The following is a 22,721-nucleotide window of genomic DNA, read 5'->3' as shown; positions in this document are numbered from 1 at the left end:
GTTTTGAAGCTTTAGTCATTAGTATTGTGGCTTGAGCAAGTATTCCATCTTTGTACCAAGGGTTAAATCACGCTGCTGTAGTCCGTACAATGCTTAATCTGCCAGTAGAGGTTGGCCTATGGAGTGCGTCGGAGAATGTCACAGAAAGACAGCGATCGCTTTCTCAAGTCATTTTACAAGCACTAGGTCAAGAATGTGATACTCAAGGCAGCCTCAGAACTGTTGTTTCTAATGCGGTGCTGACTGCTTTTAGCCACACTCAACAATTAAGTAATGTTAGTTAAACAAGCTGTCCACTCAGTGTTATTTTGATATAGGTATTAAATTTAATTCTCAGACACTTAATTTATTTCTCAAATATGCCAGCCCAAGTGATTCAATCTCAAGTCTCGAAAAATTCTTTTTCAGATTTTTCTCAATTTTGGGAAAATATCAAAGCTCTTACTGAACCTTACTGGTATCCAACCCAGACAGGAGGAAGAGCATTTTCAGCAGTGATTCGTTCCTGGGGAATGCTGATTATCCTCATACTACTAATAATTGGACTTGTAAGTTTAAATGTATTTACTAATTTTATTTATCGATATTTAGTTGATATTACTATTACAGGCAGGGACGTTTCTAAGTTCTTTGATACCGTATTTATTTATAGTATAGCTCTGGTATTTGTCACAGCCTTTGTCGGGTTCTCTAAATTTGTGAGAAAGCAAATTTCGCTTGATTGGTATCAATGGCTAAATAATCACATTCTCGCCAAATATTTGTACGGAAGAGCATACTACAAAATAAATTTTAAATCTGATATTGATAATCCTGACCAACGTTTGTCTCAAGAAATCGAACCAGTTATTAATAATGCTTTAACCTTCGTAACTACTTTCTTAGAAAAAATCTTAGAAATCATAGCTTATATTGTAATTATTTGGACAATCTCTCATCAAGTTGCCATCATTTTAGTTATTTATACAGTTATAGGTAATGTGGTCGCTGTATATTTGACTCAACAGTTAAATAAGATTAACCAAGAAGAACTAGAATCTAAGGCTGACTACAACTATTGTCTGACTCATGTCAGAGTCCATGCTGAATCAGTTGCTTTCTTTCGGGGAGAAAAACAAGAGTCTAATATCATTGGTAAAAGATTTAGTAAATTGGTCAAAAATGTTCAGCGTAGGATTGACTGGGAAAGAAATCAAGACGTTTTTAATAGAGGATATCAGGCTGTAATTGAAATATTTCCATTTCTTATACTAGGCCCTCTATATATTACAAATCGACTAGGTTTTGGAGAAATTAGTCAAGCTTCCTTGTGTGCATATTTGTTTGCTAATGCCCTTGCAGAATTAATCAACGAATTTGGAGTTTCTGGTCGATTTTCTATTTATGTTGAGAGATTATCTGAGTTTTCTTCGGCTTTAGAAGAAGTGGCGAAAGAGCCAACAAATGTTAGTACCATCAAAACAGTAGAAGAAAACCATCTCACTTTTGACAATGTCACCTTACAAACACCCAATTATGAACAGGTGATTGTCGAGGATTTATCACTTTCTGTGCAGCCAGGAGAGGGTTTATTAATTGTGGGGCCTAGTGGTCGCGGTAAAAGTTCTTTATTGAGAGTGATCGCAGGTTTATGGAATGCCGGAACAGGTCGTTTAGTCCGGCCGCCTCTAGAAGAGGTCTTATTTTTACCCCAACGTCCTTACATCATTTTAGGCACTCTGCGTGAACAGTTACTTTATCCTAATACCAATCTTCAATTGACCGATAACCAACTAAAAGAGGTTTTACAAAAAGTTAACCTACAAAATGTGTTAAATCGCGTCGAAGGCTTTGATACAGAAGTGCCTTGGGAGAATATATTATCGCTGGGAGAGCAGCAACGCCTAGCATTTGCAAGACTATTAATTACTCATCCTAGCTTCACTATCTTAGATGAAGCGACGAGTGCTTTAGATTTAACTAACGAAGGGCATTTATATCAACAATTACAAGAGACAAAAACAACGTTTATCAGTGTTGGACACCGAGAAAGTTTATTTCAATATCATCAATGGGTTCTAGAACTATCGGAAAATTCCACTTGGCAACTTGTCACTGTAGAAGATTATCAAAAGCAAAAACAAATCGTCACTAATCCTCCTCCAGAAAATGTTCCAATTACTATCAATAACCCGCCTACAGAAACCACTGTAACAACAAACATCATCACAGGGTTTTCTCACAAAGAAATGCAGATATTAACAGACTATTCACTCGGCACAATTAGAAGCCGAGCCAGTCAAGGAAAATCCATCACTACTAAAGACGGCGTGACTTACCGCTATAACAAAGACCCCAAAGTAGCGAAATGGTTGAGAGTTTAGCCATTACTCAGGGATTGGGGATAAAGGTAAAAGGCAAAAAGTAAAAGTAAAAAGAAAAGAAAAGGTTATTTTGCCTTTTTACTTTTTCTGGGATTGGGGATTACCCTAGTTTATGAAGTATGATGTATTATTAGTGTAATACCTTGGGTAAACAACACTCATTAGGGGCATAGGGGGTTCAAGCGTTGAAAGATGTCAAAATCAGAAAAGAGAAAAATGGCCACCAGTCGCGAGGTTTACGATCGCATTATCTGGGATGTGCGCCTTGATACTAGTGCTTTTGTTGTCGGTTTTCAAGAACGTCTTTCATCTATAGGTATCAGAGAAAAACCTCTGGCACAATGGGCGACAGATGGGGATATTCCTTGGCATCGCATCCGCTACATCCGTTGTGGAGACGTGGTTGTTTGGGATCGAGAACAGCATTTAGATTTGATTTCCTCTGGAGATTTACCTGCGGCGGCGTGGAAAAGTGAGACTACAGAAAATCTAGTAGAGAAAGTTTTCACTGTATTGGATAGCACAGCGATATTCACTCCGCGACCTGTTTATAAATACAATATCTCAGGTTGGCAAGCAGATACACAAAAGTCCGCCGCAGTCAACTTAGAAACTTTGGCGATCGCTAGTTTTAACGTGCTTTGTGATATCTATGAGAAAGATAAAATCGCCACTGAAAAAAGATTACCAGTAATTGTTGAGCAGTTACGTCAATGTAACGCCGATATTATCGCCATCCAAGAAGCTACACCGCCTTTATTAGAGTTACTTTTATCGCAAACTTGGGTACGCAATTATTACATCTCTGATGATAGCAAAGCCGCAACAGTGCGACCTTACGGTAATTTATTATTGTCGCGTCTACCTTTTACACTGGTTGAGCATCAATTTTCTGGACACAAACGGGTATTGGTAGGAAGTTGTGCAATTAACGGTCAATTACTGCACATTGCCGTCCTGCATTTAACCAGTGATTACGCCCAAAATGCCCAAGAAAAACGCCAACGTCAGCTAGCTACTATATTGGCATATCTGCAAAAGCTCCCAGGAAATAGCTTAATAGCTGGTGACTTCAATACACGAGGTAACGAACAAGAAGACATACTAACAGCTGCTGGATGTGTCGATATTTGGGAACAACTACACCCAGATGGAGCAGGTTATACATTTGACCCGCAACGCAACGCCTTAGCAGCTTTGATGAGTTTAAAGGGAATACCAGTTAGACTTGATCGCATTTTACTGCGGAGTCAAAACAGTGATTGGCTACCACAGTCAATTGACTTATTTGCTTGTGAACCGATAGCAGGGACAGAGGGGAAAATTTATCCATCCGATCATTTTGGTGTGCGTGCAGTTCTGAAATTTGCCAAGTCTTTTCCAGCCTCCGCCTTAAGTACAGTGCGCCCAGTTTATCAAAGTGCTGTAGTCGTGATTGCACCGGATCATGTTTTACCTGCTATTCAAGCCATCCGTGAGCGTTATGATGCTAGAGTTGAGCGTTGGATGGCTCACATTAATTTAGTCTACGGCTTCCTACCAGAATCTTATTTTGCTGAGGCGGTAGAAATTATTGCACCTGCACTGGCTCAACTACAACCATTTCAAATTACCTTAGCCGACTTCCAAACATTTACACACCGTAAAAGTTCTACAGCTTGGTTACGTCCTGTTGTTCAGCCAGAAAACGCATTGCATGAGTTACAGGCGGTACTGGAAAATCTGTTTCCCCAATGTGATGAACAAAGCAGCAAAACAAAAGCAGGTTTTACACCCCACCTCAGCGTCGGACAATTCCCCAGTCCTGAAGCAGCCTTAGCTGAGTTACCGCAATGGCATCCAGTTAATTTTACGGTGGATGCGATCGCCTTAATTAGCCGTCGGGGTGATGAGCCTTTTGAGGTGAGACATATTGTGTATTTGGGACAGGAGAGACAAGGGGGAAGTGAATTAGGGGAGTTGGTTAAGAAGTGGGAACCTGAATTAACTTCCGCACAGCAATTACAGCGTGACACCGTATTAGAAGTGGTGACTCAAGCTTGTGCTGAATGTTTGGGTTTTCCACCATCATTACAGTTATTGGGTTCGGCGCGTCTTGGGGTACAAAGTCCCGACAGCGATTTGGATGCTGTGTGTGTGATTCCCACTTATTTATCTGGGGAAGGGTTTCTAGCTAGCGTCCAACAAAAGCTGCAAGGATTGTGCCACACTCAACTAGTCTTAGATGCACGAGTATCGGTACTGCGCCTGCAATTAGAGGGAATATCTTTCGATTTACTTTACGCACGGGTGGAAAACTACCAATCGGCGAGGAAAAATCCGCAAAACCTTGACCCAATTAGCTTCAAGGCTATTGCCGGTTGTTGGGAAGCAGATGTAATTACTGAGGTAGTCAGTCAATATGTATCTCTAGACACCTTCCGGCAGCTATTGCGAGCAGTACGCGCCTGGGCTAAAGCCAGAGGTATTTACAGCAATACTTGGGGTTTCCTTGGTGGTTTCTCCTGGGCGTTGCTTTGTTCCTTTTGTTATACATTTGATCAAAAATCAGCAACAAGTTTAGAGAAATTATTGAGTAATTTTTTCCAAGTTCTGCACAATCACAACTGGCAACAGGCGATCGCACTTACTGATGTAGGTAGACGATATAAAGTACAATCACCACGAGACTGGCTACCTATAGTCACATCAATAGAGCCGTGTCAGAATACTGCTCGTAATGTTACTCGTTCTACTGCCAGGATAATCCAAAGTGAATTTGCTAGAGGTGCAACACTCACTCAACGAATTTTAGCCGGTCAAGAGAAATGGACGACTTTATTTGAGCCAATTGATTTACACCAAGAATCAGAGATTTTCTTGATATTAAAGGTGAGTAATCAAGATAAACACGCGCTAGCAAAATGCTGTGGTATTTTAGAAGCTTACATCATTAGTTTAATGATTCAACTTGAGCAAATCGGCATTTTTGTGCGACCTTGGACAAATATTCAACAGATAGGAAATACAGCGCGTTTAGTATTGGGTTTACATCTGACTGCTGATTTGCCAAGCACTACTGTAGAACAATTAGCGAGAGATTTTCTAGCGCAGTTAAATTGTCAAAGTAGTAGTTTTGAGGTGATGATAGTTCATGATGCTTCTAGGATTCAGTAGTTCTCGCCTCTTCACCATCACACACAACTCGAAAACCGAAATAGTTGACGCGCTCATCGCGGTAGTATGAGTAGCGAGCAGCAGAACGACAGTCTACAGGACTGAAGCTCAAAAAACCACCGCGCAGCACCCCAATTAGATTGTCGTTCTCATTTATCCAAGCACTACCATCTACAGGTGCGCCATGATAATTTTCATGCCAAGTGTCTTGACACCACTCCAAAACATTACCGTGCATATCATATAAACCAAAGGCGTTAGCAGGGAAACTGCCTACTGGTGTTGTTTGCTGCCGAAATTGACCTTGGGGTGCAGAAGCATAAGTTTGACTAGCATCATAATTAACTAACTCTGCTGTAATGGTTTCCCCAAAATGAAAGGGTGTATTTGTTCCTGCTCTACAGGCATACTCCCATTCCGCCTCACTAGGCAAGCGATAATTGCGACCTGTGATATTGCTTAACTTTTTACAGAACTCTACCGCATCATCCCAACTCACTTGTTCTACAGGTCTATTTTCACCTTTGAAAATGGCGGGATTATTTCCCATAATTGCTTGATACTGTGCTTGGGTAATTTCATATTTGCCCATGAAAAAAGGTTTCAGTGTGACATGATACTGAGGACTTTCATCTGCGCTTCGTCCTAGCTCTGATTCTGGTGAACCCATAATAAAAGCACCACCAGGAATCGCCACCATTTCCAATGTCACGCCATTACCTAAATTTTCTACAAAATATTGCGCTATTTGCCTAGCTCTGGCATTGATTCTACCTTGGGCATTGACTCTGACTGTTTCAAACTCAAAATTTTGTAACGGAATAGAATTAGGATTGAGTTCAGTATTTCCATTTTGGCGGGAATTTGCACTGACTGGATGCCCTACAACAGATAGCAGTAAACTGGCTCCTCCTCCACCCAGGCATTGCAAAAATTGTCTGCGCTTGATTAACGATAAAGTAGAGTTACCTGGTCTGGTTAACGCTTTTTTCCTCATGGTTGAACTGTTCTAAGGATAAGGATGAATAAGTCAGCCTTCCAAAAAATCCAAAATCTAAAATTCGGAGGATCAAGACAAACACGCTGCTAAATCTTGTTCTGGGGTAGTAATCAGTTTGAGATGATAGGTTTCTGACAGTAACTTGACTACATTAGGTGTGAGGAAAGCTGGTAGTGTTGGGCCGATGCGAATATTCTGAACGCCCAGATGCAGTAATGTCAATAGAACCGCGATCGCTTTCTGTTCATACCAAGATAATACTAAGGATAATGGCAATTGATTGACACTGACACCAAAGGCATTGGCTAAAGCTACCGCAATCTGAATGGCTGAGTAAGCATCGTTACATTGACCTAAATCTAGGAGTCGGGGAATTCCGCCGATATCACCCAAATTTCTGTCAAAGAAACGGAATTTACCACAGCCTAACGTTAAAACAATACAATCACTCGGCATTTGTTCCACAAGTTCGGTGTAGTAATTGCGTCCTGGTTTGGCACCATCACAACCACCAATTAAGAAGAAGTGTTTGATTTGACCTTGTTTCACACCCTCAATTACCGTATCAGCAACATTCAACACGGCATTGCGCGCAAAACCTGTAGTTACACTCCCACCATCTTGTTCATCAGTAAATCCTGGTTGTTCTAAAGCTTTCTCAATGATTGGCGAAACGTCACGAATACTGATATTTGGCAACCCAGGAAAACCAACAGGCCCCAATGTGAATACTTTATGTTTGTAAGATTCATGGGGAGGCATGAGACAATTGGTAGTCATGGCGATCGCACCAGGAAATTTTTCAAATTCATGTGTTTGATTTTGCCATGCAGTCCCGTAATGTCCGTACAGGTGTGGGTAATTCTGCTTGAGTTTGGGATAGCCATGTGCTGGCAGTAATTCACCGTGAGTATAAACTTTAATATCAGTTCCCACTGTTTGTTCGAGAATCGCTTTCAATGCTAATAAATCGTGTCCTGAAACCAGGATGGCTTTACCTGCAATATGTCCCAGAGGTACAGATGTTGGGATAGGATGACCAAAGGTTTCTGTATTGCCAGCATCCAGTAATTCCATTGCTTTGAGGTTCATTTGCCCAACTTTTAGGGCTAAATCTAACCAATGCTGTAAAGTTTTATCTTGGTCGTCGAGGTGTGCCAATACTTCATGGAAAAATCTGTAGAGGTCTTCATCATGCTGGTTAAGTTCCAGAGCATGGAAAGCATAAGCAGCTACACCCTTGAGTCCATATAATACGGTGAGCTTGAGGGAGAAAATATCTATATTTTTAGCCGATTGACTGATAAATTCAAATTCTAGGTCTTTTCCCTGCTGAATTTGTACTTGTAGATTACTAGCAGGTTGAAAATTAGCAATCGCCGAATTAACAACAGTATTACTGATTGCTTGAATTTTTAACTTGAGACTATCACGTAAAGCGATCGCGCGATTGATGAAAGCTACAAAATCATCCGCCGCAAAATTCACATTCGTCAGCGTGGAGAAGAGCATTTCACAGGTGAACTCATCGGTATCACGGGTAGGGATTCCCAAAGAATTAGCTTGTAGAGCCACCTGGGATAATCCGCGTAAACAATGCACCAACAAATCTTGTAAAGCGTCAACTTCTGGACTTTTACCACAAGCTCCCCACTGATGACAGACATCGCCACGGGTAGTTTGTTCACACTGGTTACAGAACATAGTTCGTTTCTCAACTCTTCATGCTTCCAGCGTATTGTTTACTTTCAGGTAAGTCCTTGATTTAAGTCAAAAGTTGGGGATTGGGGATTGGGGACTGGGGATTGAGGTTATCACTTACTTGTTCACTATTCCCCATTCCCTATTCCCTATTCCCTGTTCCCTTAGAGAGTCAAAGATTGAGCGTCGGTTTCAATCAACTTGGCTAAATCTTGTAGGAATGCGGCTGCGTGTGCGCCGTAAATAATGCGGTGGTCACAAGTGATATTAACCTGCATTTGTTGACGGACTGCAAACAAGCCGTCTGGACTAGCGACAACTTGGGGACGGGATGCACCAACCGCTAAGATTGAACCTTGTCCTGGGGGTAAAATGGCATCAAATGTATCTACACCAAACATTCCCAAGTTGGACACGGTGAAAGTGCCACTGTTGTATTCATCTGGTTGGAGTTGTTTAGCTCTAGCGCGGTCTACTAGAGATTTCCAGTTGCGTGAGAGTGAGTAAATGTCTACTTGATCAGCATTTTTTAATACTGGTGTAATTAAACCGCCGTCATCCATTGCGACAGCTACGGAAATATTGATGTCGGAGTGGTAAACAACACCTTGATCTGAATAACTAGCATTTAAAAGTGGGTGTTTTTGTAATGTCACCGCTACTGCTTTCGCAAGTAACGCTGTCATGGTGACACCCTTCGATTTAATTTGTTTGTAAAGTTTATCTAATCCATCAGTGGTGATTGTGTAACCCACACGGAATTCTGGTACTGCTAGGCTAGCAACCATATTCCGAATGACGGCATTTTGTAGAGTATTGAATGGCGCGATTTGACCAGGAACGGCTGCAACTGGTGCAGGTGCGGGTGTGCGGGGTGCGGGTGCTGCTGGAGCAACTGGGGTAATGCTGGGTGCGGGAGTAACTGGTGCAACTGGTGCAACTGGTGCAGGAGTTTTACCAACGGCAGATTCGACATCACCAGCGACAATCCGACCGTAAGGGCCGCTACCCTTGAGGCTGTTTAAATCTACTTTTAATTCTTTGGCTAACTTCCGCGCTCTGGGTGATGCTACAAGTCTACCGTCTTTGTGGTTAGAACCGTTTTGAGATGCTGTAGTGGTTGCACCAACTAAGGCTGTAGCAGGAATTGGTTCGGGGGTGGGAGTAGCCGCAGCCGCCGCACCAGAATTACCCATAGATTTAGCAGCTTCAATTTCCGCTTCAGTTTCAGCCACATAAGCGATCGCAGCTCCTACAGGCGCACTGTCACCGGCTTGCACTACGATATGTGCGAGATACCCTTCATAGAAGGTTTCTACATCCATATCTGCCTTATCTGACTCCACAACCACCACTGTTTCGCCTTTTTCCACTTTATCCCCTGGCGATTTGACCCAGGAAACAATTTTACCTTCCGTCATGGTGGAACTCAGGGCTGGCATGAATACTTCGTGAATGCTCATATGGTGGTTCTAGAATCAATGGGTTTATGGACTTTAACAGCTTTTGCCAGATCGAATTGTATCTTGGCTAGAGAGTTTTATATTTAAGATTTTCTATTTTAAATCGAGTGTGGGGGATTGGGGATTGGGGATTGGGGACTGGGGACTGGGGACTGGGGATTGGGGATTGGGGATTGGGGATTGGGGATTGGGCAGAAAAACTCAAAATTCAAAAGTTTTTCTCCCCCTGCTCCCTGCCCCCTGCCCCCCTGCCTCCTCTGCCCCCTGCCCCCCTTGCCTCCTCTGCTCCCTGCCTCACTGGAACATCTAGGCGACCTTTATGTCTATGCTTTCATGTCGTTTATTCGCTGTTGGTGCTGGCGATCCCTTATACCCCTAAACCCCTATACCCTTATACCCCTATTTCATGTCGTTTATTCGCTGTTGGTGCTGGCGATCGCTCAAGGGAATGAATTTTTCACGGTTCACATTCAATTTTTGTGTAATTTTGTATCTCTTGTCACCAATTGTTACAGACGATTATGTTGTCCAAAATCAAGTTACCATCGAAGGATAGTTAAAAAATCATAAAGTTAGCAATTTTGACCTTTGAATATTGACTTTTAAAATACCTGTTTAGTTTTATGCCAGTAAAACTGAAGTTTTTTTTGATTTTGATGCTCAGTGTGATTGCTACTGCTGGTGCTGGTGTATATCTGATTCAGCATCAAACAGCTATGCCAATTCCAGACACTGTTACTACTCAGCCACCACAGCAGTTATCACCTGTGCAGCAAACTCAAGCGGTTGTGGAAGATTTGGAACGCGAAAAAATACCAAAATATGCCTTTGGAAAATCTGAACTCTATTTTACAAGGGAGTGATCCCATCAAGCTGGCACAGAATTTTTTAGATGATGTCAGACCGACAAAAGGCGATCGCAAAATAGAGGTTGAATACCCACAGGCGCATCAGTCTATCGTCACGGTGATTCAAAAAACCAAGTCTCAAGATGCTACATCTGAGGTGATGAGATATCGGTTGGAGATGAATAGTTTCGGGCGATCGCTCTTATCCAGTTCACCCCCGATTTGGCGTATTGTGTGGGTAGGTTCTCAAGTTCAATGTCCTACTAAAAACCTGGCAAAAAAGAATAATCCCAAATTAAAAACCCCCACCAAGCCTGTGCAAGATGGGTTTGATAAAGAGTGCTGAGTGGTGAGTAGTGAGTAATGAGTAATGAGTAATGAGTAATGAGTGAAGTTTTTCTTCCCCTACTTCCCCCACTTCCCCTACCTCCCCTACCTCCCCTACTTCCCCTGCCTCCCCTGCTCCCCCTGCTCCCCCTGCCTCCCCTGCTTTCCCCATCCCCAGTCCCCATTCCCGATTCCCCATTCCCTCCTATCTAGACATCGCCGCGAATGTCTTCGACAACTCCATCGCGCAAAACAATTTCTACTTGGATTTTGCTGATTAGGTTATCGCCTCGTTCGACACGGAAAAAGCTTTCCATTTGACCTTGATTGACTTCTTGATCTAATTCCAGCAGTTGTACTTGCTGGAGGTTTTGCAGCATTTGGTTTTTCTGTTCTAAGAATTCGCTTTTCTTTTGATTAACTTGCAGTTGGATGTTATCGATTTGTTGCAGGGTTTGAGGCCCTGGTGGCTGGAGACTTTGTTTTTGAATAGCGGCGATCGCTCTTTGTCCTTCAATGTCTAACTGTTGCAATTGCTGATCAAGTTGATTGATTTGGGCTTGCAGTTGTTGCTGCATTTCCTCTTTCCACAGGGGGGTAACAATCACTTTGATGTTAATGACGCGCTTGAGAAGCAAATGAGAATTGGAGACATCTGTCATAAAAGTTTCACGTTCACTCGATAGTTGGTAGGTGTGGAATTATTAGGCAAACATGGCGGCAATTATAGCTTGGTAGCGTTCCATGACAACGTGCCGCCTGATTTTGAGTGTTTGCGTCATTAAGCCATTTTCGATGGAAAATGGCTCTTGAATCAGTCGAAATGGCCCTACACGGTCATCTGGACGATAACCTGGACGGTTCTGCACTTCCCGATTCAATTCTTGACGGAATAAATCCTGGATCATTTTACTCTCCAGGGTTATTGTTTCACCTGATGAAGAGGTTAAATTATTGTCGTCTGTGACTAAAGTGAGATTTTGCGCCTCCGCCCATTTTTCCAAGGCTTCCACATTGGGGACAATTAAAGCACCGATACAGCGTTGGTCTTGTCCCACTAGCATAATCTGGTCGATGTAGGGCGATCGCAAGCAAGCATCCTCGATGGGTTGTGGCTCGATGTTCTCCCCGTTAGTCAAGACAATGGTATCTTTAGCCCTGCCTGTTAATACTAGGTCATTATATGGCGTTACCCAGCCTAAGTCACCGCTATCAAACCAACCGTCAGCGTCCAGAACTTTGGCTGTGGCTTCGGGATTTTGGTAATAACCTTGCATGATTTGTGGGCCTCGCAATAACACCAAACCTCGTTGGCCGTTGGGTAAAGGTCTGCGAGTTTCTGGGTCTACAATTTTCACTTCTGTACCAGCTATTGGTTGTCCGGATGAACCGCGTAAATTGTGCCAAGGACGACGCGCATTAGTTACAGGTGAGGTTTCTGTTAAACCGTAACCTTGTAGAATTTCTACGCCCACAATCTCAAAAAATGTATCTATATGTCTGGGTAATGCGCCACCACCGCTAAGGATCTGTTTGAAACGTCCCCCTGTGGCTTCCCGGACTTTGCCGTAAACTTGTTTTTCTCCGAGATTATGTATGGGGGATAAAGCAAATGCGACTATTTTGGCAAATAATTTGTCTAACGCCGACGCGTGGATATGATCTAAACTTAAGCCTTCAGCAATTCTCTTGGCTTTAATATATCTCTCACTTACGCCCAATAAAAAGTAAATTAGGCGTTGCTTTTTGGCTGGTTGTTCGCGGAATTGCTTCTGCACGCCTTCATGAATGGATTCCCACAATCTGGGAACAGCAATCATGTAATGAGGTTTGAAGTCTTTTAAGTCTTTTTTTACAGAACGTATATTTGTGTAAACTTGCGTACAACCTTGAGAAAGTAAGAAATACTCACCACTCCGTTCATAGCTGTGCCAAGTCGGTAGAATACTCAAAACTACATCTTCTGGTTGGGGTTGTACGACTGTCCCCAAGGTTTTGACTTGGTGCAGTAAGTTACCGTGAGATAACATGACACCCTTGGGTTTTCCTGTGGTGCCGGAGGTATAAATTAAGGTAGCTAGGTCTTGTAGTGTTTGCTTAACTCTTACTAGGGTATGGTTACTACCCAGTTCCAGTAATTGGTTATAGTTGAGGATTTTGATAGTTTCCTCAGCAGGTGGCGTTTCATCAGAAAGCAGGATAATGAACTGGATGGGTAAGTCGTGAAGACGTTCGCGGAGTTTCTGGAGGGTTTTTAAATCTTCCACGACTAACGCTATACTGCCGCTATTAGCCACGATAAATAATAATTCTTCCCGTTCGGCTTGGGAACTCCGCACTGCGTTTACTCCGCCGGCGGTGATAATCCCTTGATCAGCAATAAACCAGCGTGGACTATTATCTGCGATTAGGGAAACGCGATCGCCTGCTTGTACTCCCAACGCTTGCAAACCAGCCCCAAATTGCTGAATTTTTTCAGCTAACTGGGCATAGGTAATTTTTACCTCTGGTTTAGCATGGGGATTGTGCAGTGCCACAATGTTACCAAATTGTTTGGCAGCCAACGGCCAGATTTCTGAGAGTGACTCGACACTGCTGTAATCTACCAAATGCTGTATTGATAAACTTTCTTGTTTAGTTATGTTAGCCAGGAAAGAAGACCCCGGTGTAGTGCTGACCATGTAAATATTACCTCAACTGTAAATAGGCTTTGTCTAAATTATTTCTGCTATTACGCTACAATATCGCTTCTTTTGATCTACATCACTCACTATGTAGTCAGTTTCGCAACTTAAACATTTGGATTGATATAAGTTTATGCTAAAGTTAATTTATATAAAGCCAAATCAATGGTTATGCTTTCTCTATGCTTTAGAGATTCAGGATACAGAAGTCAGGACTACTGATCAATCAGCATTTTGCTATGGTTGCTCAACTCATCAGGAAAATCATCTACCAGTATAGGCAATTAAATCTGACTCTCAAATCCCGACTGCTAAATCCAATTTTTCACTATCAATAGCGACCACCTAATAATTGTACGGGGGTGATTACCTATAGCGTTACTAGATGCTTTCTTGTTGACTCTCATCAATGTTATCGCCTGTTTAGGTTTACCTAAACTTTTATCATTGATTCTCTCTCCACCAAGAAACAAACAAAGTTACAGATTGCTCAAGGATGCAAAATCGCTACAACCTAGTAGGGGGATTACCAGTTTTCCTTACTGCACTACTTATAAGTTGACTGGTAATCATTTTTGCAAATTCAGCCCACATTTTTGTGCTAGATGTTCTCCGCATTGATGGACTATTTTCGCTGACATTTACTCACATCAATTCGCTGAACATTTGATTTCTAGAGCATTTTTCAAGTTCTACCTTGTAATTATTTCATGATGATGATCTTGTCAGGATTTTCATGAAGTAGTCACAAGGTATTTTTAATGCAATAGGGTTGCAGAGGGTGGTGGAAAAGTCTTCATCTGTAATGTTTAAATTTCACTAACTGATACCAATTTACTAAAATTCTGACACAGATCGAAACCCAGAAAACCTTATCAAGTCAGGATTTATCAATTGCGAATTGCGTTAGCGAAGCGGGACGAAGTCCATTGCGAATTGTGAATTGGTATGAACCGTATTGGATTATTGGGAATCAGTATTTATTGAAATTGCGATTTATAGCATCATCTATAAACTCAATTTATATTAGAATTATTATCCCCATTCTTACTTTGCAAACTGCTAATATTCCGGCTGGCAACATCAGCACTAATCCCCCATAAAATTAAACCTAAATAATCAGAAAATGGTCTAGAACCAAAGGTGATACCGTTATCTACATATAACGAACCAAGACCGACTAAAGATAAGCCTACCAGTAACGTCAGTGATAAAAAAGGTCGGATGAGAAAAACGGTAGCACCGATGCGAACATCATCAGAAACGCCAGATATTAGGATCAGCAAATCTTGCATACGGACTTCCCATTTAGAAGGGTTGGGTAAATCTTGAGGAGAAACTGCATCAGCACGAACTAATAATTCATTAACACTACTGGCTAACTCCAGAGGTAAAAAAGGTTCATTTGATGTCAAACTATTATTAACATTCATTCGGTAATGGAGATTTGCTAAATCTTTCATAACTGATTGCATCAATCTATTAGCAGCAATATCATTTTTCTGGGCGATGAAAACACGGATTTTGGCAATATTATTCTGCAAACTTTGCAACATCTCCTCTAAATTAGATTTATTTTTCATCTCTATTAATTGATTCTCTATTTCTCGGAGCTTACTTAAAGCCTCTAATCGTGATTCTATGGCATCTATTTCAGCAAAAGCTTTATCAACTTTTTCCCATCTGATTAATTGCTCTACCCAATCAATCATCCGTTCTAAGATTTTTTGGTCGTCTGGGTGTTCTACTTCTTTTTTGATACGAGATTTGAGACGATAAACGGCTTTAATAGCTCTGGTAATATCACCACCAGATTCTTGCATATATTTAAATAAACGTCCCAAAAGCACACCAAAAATTAACACCAACAAAGGTAAAATCGGCCCAGAACGCATTTTTAAATCGACTGGAATGATTAATCGTTGATTTTGTCCTGATAATGTTAAGTAAATTGCTCCGACGTAACGGTCTGGGGGAATGATACAGCGATTGATGTTGAGAGGTAAACTGATAATGCGATCGCTGGCTATATTGATATCACCTTTGGGTAAACTTACGGCTTGTGTGGTGATTTGGTATCCCGTTTGCTCACCTTTGAGGATGACTTTACTATCAATGATGGTGACTGGTGCTTGGGTGGGGTTATCAAATTGCAGTTCCCATTGATTTAAAAATGCACTTGCTGGAAGTAAACCCCTAGCAATCGAACAATCAATCCAACCTAGCCACCCATCACAGTTGACTAGACGCAATTGTACTTGTTCTGTGTCACCGACAGGAATCAGATTTGGTCTAACTTTGGCAATTACCTCAACGGGAATCGTTTCTACTGGCTGTTGGGATTGACTGGGAAGAAATATTTGCACTGTCCCTTCATAAGTTCCTGGTAGCGTAATATTATTGACTCGCACTTGAAAATCTTGGGGAATTCCTGCTGACAGTTGTGGTTCACCGATGATGGTAATTTGTTGACGGTTGACGATTTCACCGCCTTCTTTCCGGCGCAAATCGGAAGTTAAAAATACAACTTTCTCAATATTTTCACCTGGAGCAGTCAAGCGCAAATTGCCAATTAAAGCACTTTCTTCACCCAACCAACCAGTAATCTGAAGTGATTGATTACTAGGTTCAATAACTATACTACTAGCCGCCTGTACTGCGAAAGGATGAGCAATGACCACTACAGGCAATAATATAGACAATATCCAATATTTCATGAGCTATTCTCAGGATTTAGAAGCTGTTATCAATCTTGCGAGTCTTCAGTCCTGAAAATATCTGCACAGTAATACCAATTCAAAATTCAAAATACCCTACGGTAAGCAAGCTACAAAATTCAAAATTCAAAATTAAGAATCAAGACAGAGCAAGCATTTGGGGCTGTACATCTGTCGCATTCTTTTTTCAAATTGGTATAAAATTACCACCTAGAACACCAAATTAACTATTCTGAGAATAACCCCTTCTTTGCAAAAAAAGGGGAGTTTTGTTCCCCATTCCCTTGTAGGGAAGGGGGTTAGGGGGTTAGGTTTGTAATGATGAATTGATGTTATGGTACTGAAGCAACTCGCCGCAATCACAGGACTTTTCATCATAATCAAGTACAATTTTTTCGTGCGATCGCTTACCTGATTTCGCAATGAAAAAATACTTGATAATTCAGTCAGTCCTAAACCTTCTAGCACCTAATTAAATTCTAATCCAGTTGGACAAAGATTGGGGACTTCTAGGCAAGGGGTTTCTAGGCAGGGGGCAGGGGGCAGGGAGACAAGGGAGAATTTCTTACCCAATGCCCTATTCCCTATTCCCAATGCCCTATTCCCTATTCCCAATGCCCTATTCCCAATGCCCTATTTTCTAGTCATACAACCAAGTATTTGAAGAAAAATCATCTTTTGATTCATTTGTCTGCACTACTGGATATTGTTCAGGTGTGCGATGAGATTTTCTGTAAAGAACTGGTTGATAGGGTTTTGGTTCTTTTGCCTTTTCTTTTTCTTGTTGTTTTTGCAGTTGTGCTTCCTGTTCTTGTTTAACAGATTTATTTTCTTCTATTAGTTGAGAATTCGCTTCAGCAAGTTGCAGTGCGGTTTGTTTGGTTTCGTAGAGTTCTTTTGTGACTCTTTCTACCGTCGCTTTGTGTTCAGCTAAGGCTGATTGCAAATTGGCTATTTCTTGCTGAAGAGTTTTTTCGTTTTGTTGAGATGCGGCTAAACTAGCTTGTAACTCCTTGATAGTTACTTCTAAATCAGCTTTGGTGGGATTATTACGTTTAGTAGCTGATGCTTCTGCTGTTGGTTTAGTATCTTCTTCTTCTACTGCTTGAGCCGACACCTCAATTGTAGGTTCGCCGGCTGGTGGTTCAAATTTTTGTGCTTCTGCTTGAATTAAGTCAGAAAGACTCTGTTTTCTAGCCATTATTTCCTCCAATCACGCTGTATTTCTTCTGCTACGCGGCGGTAGTCTGACTCCGCCTCTCTAGCGTTTTTGCCTCGCCATTGATGTATTGCTACACCCTCCAAAGCGGCTCGTTCGTGGGCTTTATAGATCCGAATGAAAGATTTGCAAGCCGGAATTCCTAAACGTTGGAGAGTATTTTGGGCTTCTATTGCTTCATTTATACTCCGTGTATCGACTTTTGTGAGTAATACCCGATGGGAAACGCCAGCAGGAACTACAGCCGCTTTGACGGTTTCAATGAGGGCGGCTAAATCCATAGCGGCTGGAGGTGTAGGTAACACTAGATAATCTGCGATCGCAACTACTGTCGTCAAGGCTTCTGAGTGCAGTGCCGGTGGCGTATCTACTACTACTAAATCGTAACCTTGGATGGTTTTTAACCGGCTTAAAAGTTGGGGATTGGTTTCTTGCGACAGGTCAAATCCCATACCATTCTGATTGCGCCCAAACCACCAACTAGCTGAACCTTGAATATCTGTATCAACGAGAATAACTTTTTTCTTCTTCCCAAACTGAGCAGCTAAATTAACTGCGGTAGTCGTTTTACCGACTCCTCCTTTACCGTTGAGAATAGCGACGATTTTTGGCACTGCTGACTCCCGACCCTGACTTACATGAATATACCGCTTTCTTTAATTCAAAATCCAAAATTGAAATTTTCCGAAAATTATTTTTTATAGATTTTAGGTCAGATGCAACTCAAAAAAGGATCGCATCTCTATCAAGACTGACGAAATTGCGATCGCTCTGTCAACTATCCAATTCAATATGTTTACAGTATGTGTCTCTTACCAACTGACAACGACTTTGCCCACAGCTTGACCTGATTGGACTTGTCCTCACGGTGGTACTCATCATGATAGGGATGGTAACGCAGCTATCAACATCAGAACAGAGGGAATCAGAATGCTCAAGGCGGAAGGTTCAGCCGTGGTACGCCAGAAATTTTCCGCCACTACATAAACAATCGTGAGAGCGATCGCCATCAGGTAAAGGTCATAATTGCTACATATAAAACCTAAATTTCTCGCCCCTAGCCTGTTGACTAAATTAAATAGAATTCTTATATGAGGGAGCTTGTTCCAGAATCATTTGCCGTCTGCTCAATTCCCCCATGTTCTTAATAGGCTCAAAACCCAAATATTGTCCACGAATTTTGAGACAAAGATAGTTTAAGGCAGCTTTGCGATCGCTTTCATGTTCGCCAAATAAATTACTAGTATGTTCTAGTTTGTTTAACCATTCTGTATGATGTGATTGTGCAACCGTCTCGTCCATCAGCAACAGCGACAAGGACTGAACATCAACAGACGGAGCAGGAAACATTTGAGCCAATCGCCGATTATAAGAGTTACGTCCCAAACGGTAAGCAATTGACATAGCTGGTTCTAAATACTCAATGTAATGCCAGATCATCATCGGCATAAAAATAGTTTCACCGGGATAAAGTACCACATCAATAGCATTGGTATAGCGGATAAAATCTGTTTTCTCCGCTTCTGACATATTTTCTAAAAATAAGCCACTTGTACGGCATAAATTTGGCTGATCAATAGCATCTACTTTGTGAGTTTCACGGGGATGAATTAATATAAATCGCTTTGTCCCAAACACTTGAAATAACAAAACGTTACGTTGATCAGCATCGTAGTGGAGATGAGCATAGTTGTTACTGCCAGCGACAAACATATTGGAATATAAATCATTCTCATCACTTAAATCTTGATATAAATTCAGGGGTAATAACTCCTGCAAAGTTTGGGGCGTTGGATACTCAACACAAATATCAAGACTTGTGGGTTGTGCTTGCAGAAAGTCAAGATATGCACCTAAGTTCATCATCCGAGGCGCATCGGCTGATTTTGCATACAGCAGATTAGCGATGTAATTGGGACAGACTTGAACCGGAATGTCGCTAAGTCCAGTTCTGGCCTTTTCTAGCGTATCCATTTTACACAGTGATGAAGTTTCAAAGAGATTAGTGATAATCACTGGACGCTGGGCAAGGATATACTCACGGTAAAACACATCCTTTGGAGGTGCAGTAATTCGTTCAATGTTGTCGAGAACCACTTGATTTTCTTTGTTGCTAATATGGCGCAATACTGATGTAACCTAGTTTCTTTTGTCAATATTTCTTTTCTTGACTTAACATCAACTTCTATATCGGCAAGCACTAACGAACTGTGATCAAAAGCTTTCTATGATTGACGAATCAAAGACAACTCAAGTACCCAGTAGTGATCACTGGGAAACCGGAGAATGGCTACAACTCAATGTAGGACTTGTCAGACATCAGGGTGATGCCCTACCAAGTGCGCGTGTCTTGTTTGCCAAGATAGTACCTTTAGTGAATAGCTGGCGGAGTCAAGGTTTGTTGCGTTGGTTTTTCTTTATGAGAAAACCGCCAGATGTGCGAATCCGGTTTTTTACCAAAGTGGATCAGCAACAAGCGATCGCAGAAATATCCAAGCTAATGTATTCTCTTCAACAAGAAAACTATATTCATCTCTTTTTCTTTAGCGAATACCAGCCTGAAACCGAGCGGTTTGGTGGCACAAAAGCCATGCAATGGGTTCATCAGCACTTCGACATAGATACTTCCCAATGGCTCATCCTTGACTACCTCCATCAACATCATCGGAGTGTTGTCCCCACAGATGTACTTCTTCCCAGCTTGTTACATGATCTCTTTACCCGTGGCATATCAGATCAGGCATCTGTTTTGACAGCTTGGCACAGTTTAGGTGCTTTGATTCCCCCAGATCCTGAAGCCACAATTCCCAAAGTTGAACTATTTTTGGTGGATAATTTATACCAGATGTACACAGTTACAGAACAAGAAAAAGATGTATTGAAAGTATACACAGAATGTAACAGTATTCTTGCCCAAAAATTAGTTAATTTCCGAGATATTGGTCAATTATGCCAGGATTTGCCTGATATACTTGCGGCTGTAGCTATGTTCACTTTCCATCGTCATGGGTTTGATGGGCAACGGTCTGGAAAGCTGATTAAAGCTATCATCCGCACTCTTGAAGGTAGAGAAAATTGACCATAAGAGAATAGGTTAGAAGTAATCTTTGCAGTGAGAGTGTCATTTTTCTGTATTTATTGTCACAAAATTTTATCAAAATTCTCTAGACATAAGAATATACCTCCATTATTGTATTAATCATGATTGATTTATCTATGTATACATACAATCAATCTGTGTAAGTTAAAGCATTTTAATGGGACAAATACTTAATTTAGTTGATTCCCCATACCAACTTTCTGAAATCTCAAGGAGAATTCAAAATGTCTCAACAGAGTTTTGTGGAATATTATGAAAATTTTTTAGGGCAACCAGCTAATTCTGCTCTGCGTGAAGCTTTAGATGCTTCGGAAGCAGGTGATTTTGCCAGAATTGCTGTTGAGCAAGGTGCAGCCAACGGTTTTGATTTTAATGCTGATGATGTGAGAGACGTGATGATTGCTGCCGAGAGAGTGGTTCTCGGTTTACCAAATTCTGCCCCAACTGTGAATATCCGCTCTATTGAGAGTGTTAATGGTATTAAAGCTAGACCAGCTAACCGAGAATTATCAGAAGATGAATTGGAAAGCGTAGCTGGTGGGCTTGCTTCTTCTGACACTCCCAAATCTACAATTATGTGTTGCTGGTAGTCTTGATTTCGTGTTGGCGGTGTAAGTTCGGATGATTGCAGTCACTCAAGGCTTGACTAAATCAAGATATGTCTGGACTGACAACAAAACAGCTAGATGATAGCGACCTCAATCACACCGCAATTGTGCAATGCCTGACAGCAATTATATTTCCAGGCACTTCCATCAAGGCTAATGGAGGTGCTTTTGATCAAGAAGACTATACGGAATATCCTGACTCTCTAGTGGCTTCCAAGAGGACTTTGCAAGGTTAATAGCCGCAAAAAAAATCTCTTTTTCCCCTGCTCCCTGCCCCCTGCTCACCACAACGACCATATATTTTTTAAGTTGGAAGTCCCTAACCATCTTCGACTGCAACTTGGGATGAACAAATGTGGCAAAATCTGACTGCACCAAAGCTAAATCTTGATGGTACCTTCCGCACACAAGCACCCCATCAGACTTGGGAACGGCTACAAGAATTTTTACCTGCTTTTGGCATCACGCGTGTTGCGGATATTACTGGCTTGGACTGCATTGGGATTCCGGTAGCTCAAGCGATTCGTCCGAATGGGAAAGCCTTTTCTAGTTCTCAAGGTAAGGGAATTTCGCTGCTATTGGCGATGATTTCCGCCGCGATGGAGTCAGTAGAGTCTTATCATGCTGAAAATCTGCCAGAGCCAGAGATAGTCGCCTCCTATGAAGAAGTATGTCGGCATCATCAGGCGATCGCACCTGATAAATTAGAACCTGGTAAAAGATGGGCAGCTTATGATCCTACTAAACCTTTAGATTGGATTTGTGGGACAGATTTATTCACCAATCAACCTGTGTATATTCCGCAGGCTTATCTTGATTTAGATACTACAACAGAAAAACGTGATACAGGGATATTCAGCACTTCTAGCAATGGACTAGCATCAGGCAACCATTTGCTAGAGGCGATCGCACATGGATTATTGGAAGTTATAGAGCGTGAAGCCGAGTGGCGTTGGTGGCAATTGCCGATGGAGCAACGGATTAACTGTTTGGTGGAGATTCAAAGTATTAAGTCTCCTTTATTACAATCACTACTCCAGCAAATTCAACTGGCCGGGGCAAAAGCTGTGATTACAGACTTATCCTTGACGGTGGGGATACCTACTTATAAATGTCTGATTAGTGATATTGAAAATTGGCATGGACGACCGACAACCGTAGGGTGGGGGTGTCATAGTTCTAAAGAAATAGCCTTAGCACGGGCAATTACTGAAGCAGCTCAGTCACGCGTCACACTGATTGCTGGTAGTCGGGATGACACTCATCCTGAAAGTTATGCGCTAGGACGCTTCAAGTTACCCGGCAGCCCAACTCCCAAATTTAGCGGCAAAAGACCAACCGCCACCCTGATTGATTTTGAAACTCAGCCGGAACTTCCCCCTACCGCCACTTTTGAAGCAGAAATTCAGCAAATCCTCGACTGTCTCAGTAATCTGGGGTTTCATCAAGCTGTGTTTGTTAATCACACGCGATCGCAGTTTGGCTTTCCAGTAGTTCATGTGTTGTACCGGGAACGCATCTTCCTGGGTCTTATT

20 protein-coding genes and 1 pseudogene are annotated in these 22,721 nt (G+C 41.8%); 11 read left to right on the top strand and 10 right to left on the bottom strand.

Annotated elements, in window-relative coordinates; all coding sequences use genetic code 11:
* Nucleotides 1–50 precede the first annotated feature (50 nt).
* The 3 genes from CV014_RS18605 to CV014_RS18595 all read left to right on the top strand — a co-directional run bounded on the left by CV014_RS18605 (nucleotide 51) and on the right by CV014_RS18595 (nucleotide 5,519).
* Nucleotides 51–284: a hypothetical protein gene (locus tag CV014_RS18605; RefSeq protein ID WP_236143382.1), complete on the top strand. Its 234-nt coding sequence runs from the start codon at nucleotides 51–53 to the stop codon at nucleotides 282–284.
* A gap of 75 nt (nucleotides 285–359) precedes the next feature.
* Nucleotides 360–2,363, top strand: a complete 2,004-nt coding sequence (locus tag CV014_RS18600; protein WP_236143381.1) for an ABC transporter ATP-binding protein/permease — start codon at nucleotides 360–362, stop codon at nucleotides 2,361–2,363.
* A gap of 216 nt (nucleotides 2,364–2,579) precedes the next feature.
* Complete coding sequence (locus tag CV014_RS18595) at nucleotides 2,580–5,519, top strand: poly(A) polymerase (RefSeq protein ID WP_236143380.1); 2,940 nt, start codon at nucleotides 2,580–2,582, stop codon at nucleotides 5,517–5,519.
* On the opposite strand, the gene CV014_RS18590 is transcribed toward CV014_RS18595, so the two are convergent.
* The 3 genes from CV014_RS18590 to CV014_RS18580 form a co-directional block, all read right to left on the bottom strand.
* On the bottom strand, nucleotides 5,506–6,516 hold the full coding sequence (locus CV014_RS18590) for a formylglycine-generating enzyme family protein (protein ID WP_442946923.1): 1,011 nt from the start codon (nucleotides 6,514–6,516) through the stop codon (nucleotides 5,506–5,508). The genes CV014_RS18595 and CV014_RS18590 overlap by 14 nt on opposite strands.
* A 72-nt stretch (nucleotides 6,517–6,588) precedes the next feature.
* Nucleotides 6,589–8,223 (bottom strand): hydroxylamine reductase, encoded by a 1,635-nt coding sequence (gene hcp, locus CV014_RS18585; RefSeq protein WP_236143379.1) that lies wholly within the window; start codon nucleotides 8,221–8,223, stop codon nucleotides 6,589–6,591.
* Nucleotides 8,224–8,384: 161 nt separating this feature from the next.
* Nucleotides 8,385–9,683 carry a dihydrolipoamide acetyltransferase family protein gene (locus CV014_RS18580; RefSeq protein WP_236143378.1) on the bottom strand — a complete coding sequence of 433 codons (1,299 nt, stop codon included), beginning with the start codon at nucleotides 9,681–9,683 and terminating at the stop codon, nucleotides 8,385–8,387.
* A 131-nt stretch (nucleotides 9,684–9,814) separates the two neighbouring features.
* On the opposite strand from CV014_RS18580, the gene CV014_RS18575 reads away from it, so the two are divergent.
* From CV014_RS18575 to CV014_RS18565, 3 genes are all read left to right on the top strand, one after another.
* Complete coding sequence (locus CV014_RS18575) at nucleotides 9,815–10,135, top strand: hypothetical protein (RefSeq protein WP_236143377.1); 321 nt, start codon at nucleotides 9,815–9,817, stop codon at nucleotides 10,133–10,135.
* A 171-nt stretch (nucleotides 10,136–10,306) separates the two neighbouring features.
* Nucleotides 10,307–10,546 carry a hypothetical protein gene (locus tag CV014_RS18570; RefSeq protein ID WP_236143376.1) on the top strand — a complete coding sequence of 80 codons (240 nt, stop codon included), beginning with the start codon at nucleotides 10,307–10,309 and terminating at the stop codon, nucleotides 10,544–10,546.
* Nucleotides 10,512–10,877: a hypothetical protein gene (locus CV014_RS18565; protein WP_236143375.1), complete on the top strand. Its 366-nt coding sequence runs from the start codon at nucleotides 10,512–10,514 to the stop codon at nucleotides 10,875–10,877. Before CV014_RS18570 ends, CV014_RS18565 begins: the two co-directional genes overlap by 35 nt.
* Here CV014_RS18565 and CV014_RS18560 read toward each other — a convergent pair.
* The 6 genes from CV014_RS18560 to CV014_RS18535 form a co-directional block, all read right to left on the bottom strand.
* Nucleotides 10,827–11,057, bottom strand: coding sequence for a hypothetical protein (locus CV014_RS18560; RefSeq protein WP_236143374.1), 231 nt, complete (start codon nucleotides 11,055–11,057; stop codon nucleotides 10,827–10,829). The two genes, CV014_RS18565 and CV014_RS18560, sit on opposite strands and share 51 nt — an antisense overlap.
* Nucleotides 11,058–11,067: 10 nt before the next feature.
* Entirely contained in the window at nucleotides 11,068–11,520 is a 453-nt protein-coding gene (locus tag CV014_RS18555) for a YlqD family protein (RefSeq protein ID WP_103137400.1), read from the bottom strand.
* Between the two features lie 42 nt (nucleotides 11,521–11,562).
* Entirely contained in the window at nucleotides 11,563–13,539 is a 1,977-nt protein-coding gene (locus CV014_RS18550) for an AMP-dependent synthetase/ligase (RefSeq protein ID WP_236143373.1), read from the bottom strand.
* Nucleotides 13,540–14,558: 1,019 nt separating this feature from the next.
* The gene (locus CV014_RS18545) at nucleotides 14,559–16,259 is read right to left on the bottom strand and encodes a hypothetical protein (protein ID WP_236143372.1); all 1,701 of its coding nucleotides are present in this window, start codon (nucleotides 16,257–16,259) and stop codon (nucleotides 14,559–14,561) included.
* 640 nt (nucleotides 16,260–16,899) lie between these two features.
* Nucleotides 16,900–17,460 carry a hypothetical protein gene (locus tag CV014_RS18540; RefSeq protein WP_236143371.1) on the bottom strand — a complete coding sequence of 187 codons (561 nt, stop codon included), beginning with the start codon at nucleotides 17,458–17,460 and terminating at the stop codon, nucleotides 16,900–16,902.
* Complete coding sequence (locus CV014_RS18535) at nucleotides 17,460–18,092, bottom strand: ParA family protein (RefSeq protein WP_236143370.1); 633 nt, start codon at nucleotides 18,090–18,092, stop codon at nucleotides 17,460–17,462. Before CV014_RS18535 ends, CV014_RS18540 begins: the two co-directional genes overlap by 1 nt.
* A 235-nt stretch (nucleotides 18,093–18,327) precedes the next feature.
* Between CV014_RS18535 and CV014_RS18530 the strand changes: the two are divergent.
* Nucleotides 18,328–18,435 (top strand): annotated as a pseudogene (locus tag CV014_RS18530) (zinc ribbon domain-containing protein); the annotation flags it as partial.
* Between the two features lie 117 nt (nucleotides 18,436–18,552).
* Here CV014_RS18530 and CV014_RS18525 read toward each other — a convergent pair.
* A complete protein-coding gene (locus CV014_RS18525) occupies nucleotides 18,553–19,575 on the bottom strand; it encodes a cupin-like domain-containing protein (protein WP_236143369.1) in 1,023 nt (340 codons plus the stop codon).
* Between the two features lie 130 nt (nucleotides 19,576–19,705).
* Between CV014_RS18525 and CV014_RS18520 the strand changes: the two genes are divergently transcribed.
* From CV014_RS18520 to CV014_RS18505, 4 genes are all read left to right on the top strand, one after another.
* Nucleotides 19,706–20,557 (top strand): thiopeptide-type bacteriocin biosynthesis protein, encoded by an 852-nt coding sequence (locus CV014_RS18520; protein ID WP_236143368.1) that lies wholly within the window; start codon nucleotides 19,706–19,708, stop codon nucleotides 20,555–20,557.
* A 245-nt stretch (nucleotides 20,558–20,802) separates the two neighbouring features.
* The gene (locus CV014_RS18515; protein ID WP_236143367.1) at nucleotides 20,803–21,168 is read left to right on the top strand and encodes a hypothetical protein; all 366 of its coding nucleotides are present in this window, start codon (nucleotides 20,803–20,805) and stop codon (nucleotides 21,166–21,168) included.
* 68 nt (nucleotides 21,169–21,236) lie between these two features.
* On the top strand, nucleotides 21,237–21,422 hold the full coding sequence (locus tag CV014_RS18510) for a hypothetical protein (protein WP_236143366.1): 186 nt from the start codon (nucleotides 21,237–21,239) through the stop codon (nucleotides 21,420–21,422).
* 117 nt (nucleotides 21,423–21,539) lie between these two features.
* Nucleotides 21,540–22,721 (top strand): YcaO-like family protein (locus CV014_RS18505; protein WP_236143365.1); only part of this gene is annotated, 1,182 nt, incomplete at its 3' end.

This window comes from Nostoc sp. CMAA1605, from assembly GCF_021596505.1.
GTDB lineage: Bacteria > Cyanobacteriota > Cyanobacteriia > Cyanobacteriales > Nostocaceae > Trichormus.
This window is presented reverse-complemented; position numbering and strand designations above follow the sequence as displayed.

Coding starts and splice junctions, on each gene's coding strand:
- CV014_RS18600 (WP_236143381.1), top strand. CDS start 360: ATGCCAGCCCAAGTGATTCAATCTCAAGTCTCGAAAAATTCTTTTTCA.
- CV014_RS18595 (WP_236143380.1), top strand. CDS start 2,580: ATGGCCACCAGTCGCGAGGTTTACGATCGCATTATCTGGGATGTGCGC.
- CV014_RS18590 (WP_442946923.1), bottom strand. CDS start 6,516: ATGAGGAAAAAAGCGTTAACCAGACCAGGTAACTCTACTTTATCGTTA.
- hcp (WP_236143379.1), bottom strand. CDS start 8,223: ATGTTCTGTAACCAGTGTGAACAAACTACCCGTGGCGATGTCTGTCAT.
- CV014_RS18580 (WP_236143378.1), bottom strand. CDS start 9,683: ATGAGCATTCACGAAGTATTCATGCCAGCCCTGAGTTCCACCATGACG.
- CV014_RS18570 (WP_236143376.1), top strand. CDS start 10,307: ATGCCAGTAAAACTGAAGTTTTTTTTGATTTTGATGCTCAGTGTGATT.
- CV014_RS18560 (WP_236143374.1), bottom strand. CDS start 11,057: ATGGGGAATCGGGAATGGGGACTGGGGATGGGGAAAGCAGGGGAGGCA.
- CV014_RS18555 (WP_103137400.1), bottom strand. CDS start 11,520: ATGACAGATGTCTCCAATTCTCATTTGCTTCTCAAGCGCGTCATTAAC.
- CV014_RS18550 (WP_236143373.1), bottom strand. CDS start 13,539: ATGGTCAGCACTACACCGGGGTCTTCTTTCCTGGCTAACATAACTAAA.
- CV014_RS18545 (WP_236143372.1), bottom strand. CDS start 16,259: ATGAAATATTGGATATTGTCTATATTATTGCCTGTAGTGGTCATTGCT.
- CV014_RS18540 (WP_236143371.1), bottom strand. CDS start 17,460: ATGGCTAGAAAACAGAGTCTTTCTGACTTAATTCAAGCAGAAGCACAA.
- CV014_RS18520 (WP_236143368.1), top strand. CDS start 19,706: ATGATTGACGAATCAAAGACAACTCAAGTACCCAGTAGTGATCACTGG.
- CV014_RS18515 (WP_236143367.1), top strand. CDS start 20,803: ATGTCTCAACAGAGTTTTGTGGAATATTATGAAAATTTTTTAGGGCAA.
- CV014_RS18510 (WP_236143366.1), top strand. CDS start 21,237: ATGTCTGGACTGACAACAAAACAGCTAGATGATAGCGACCTCAATCAC.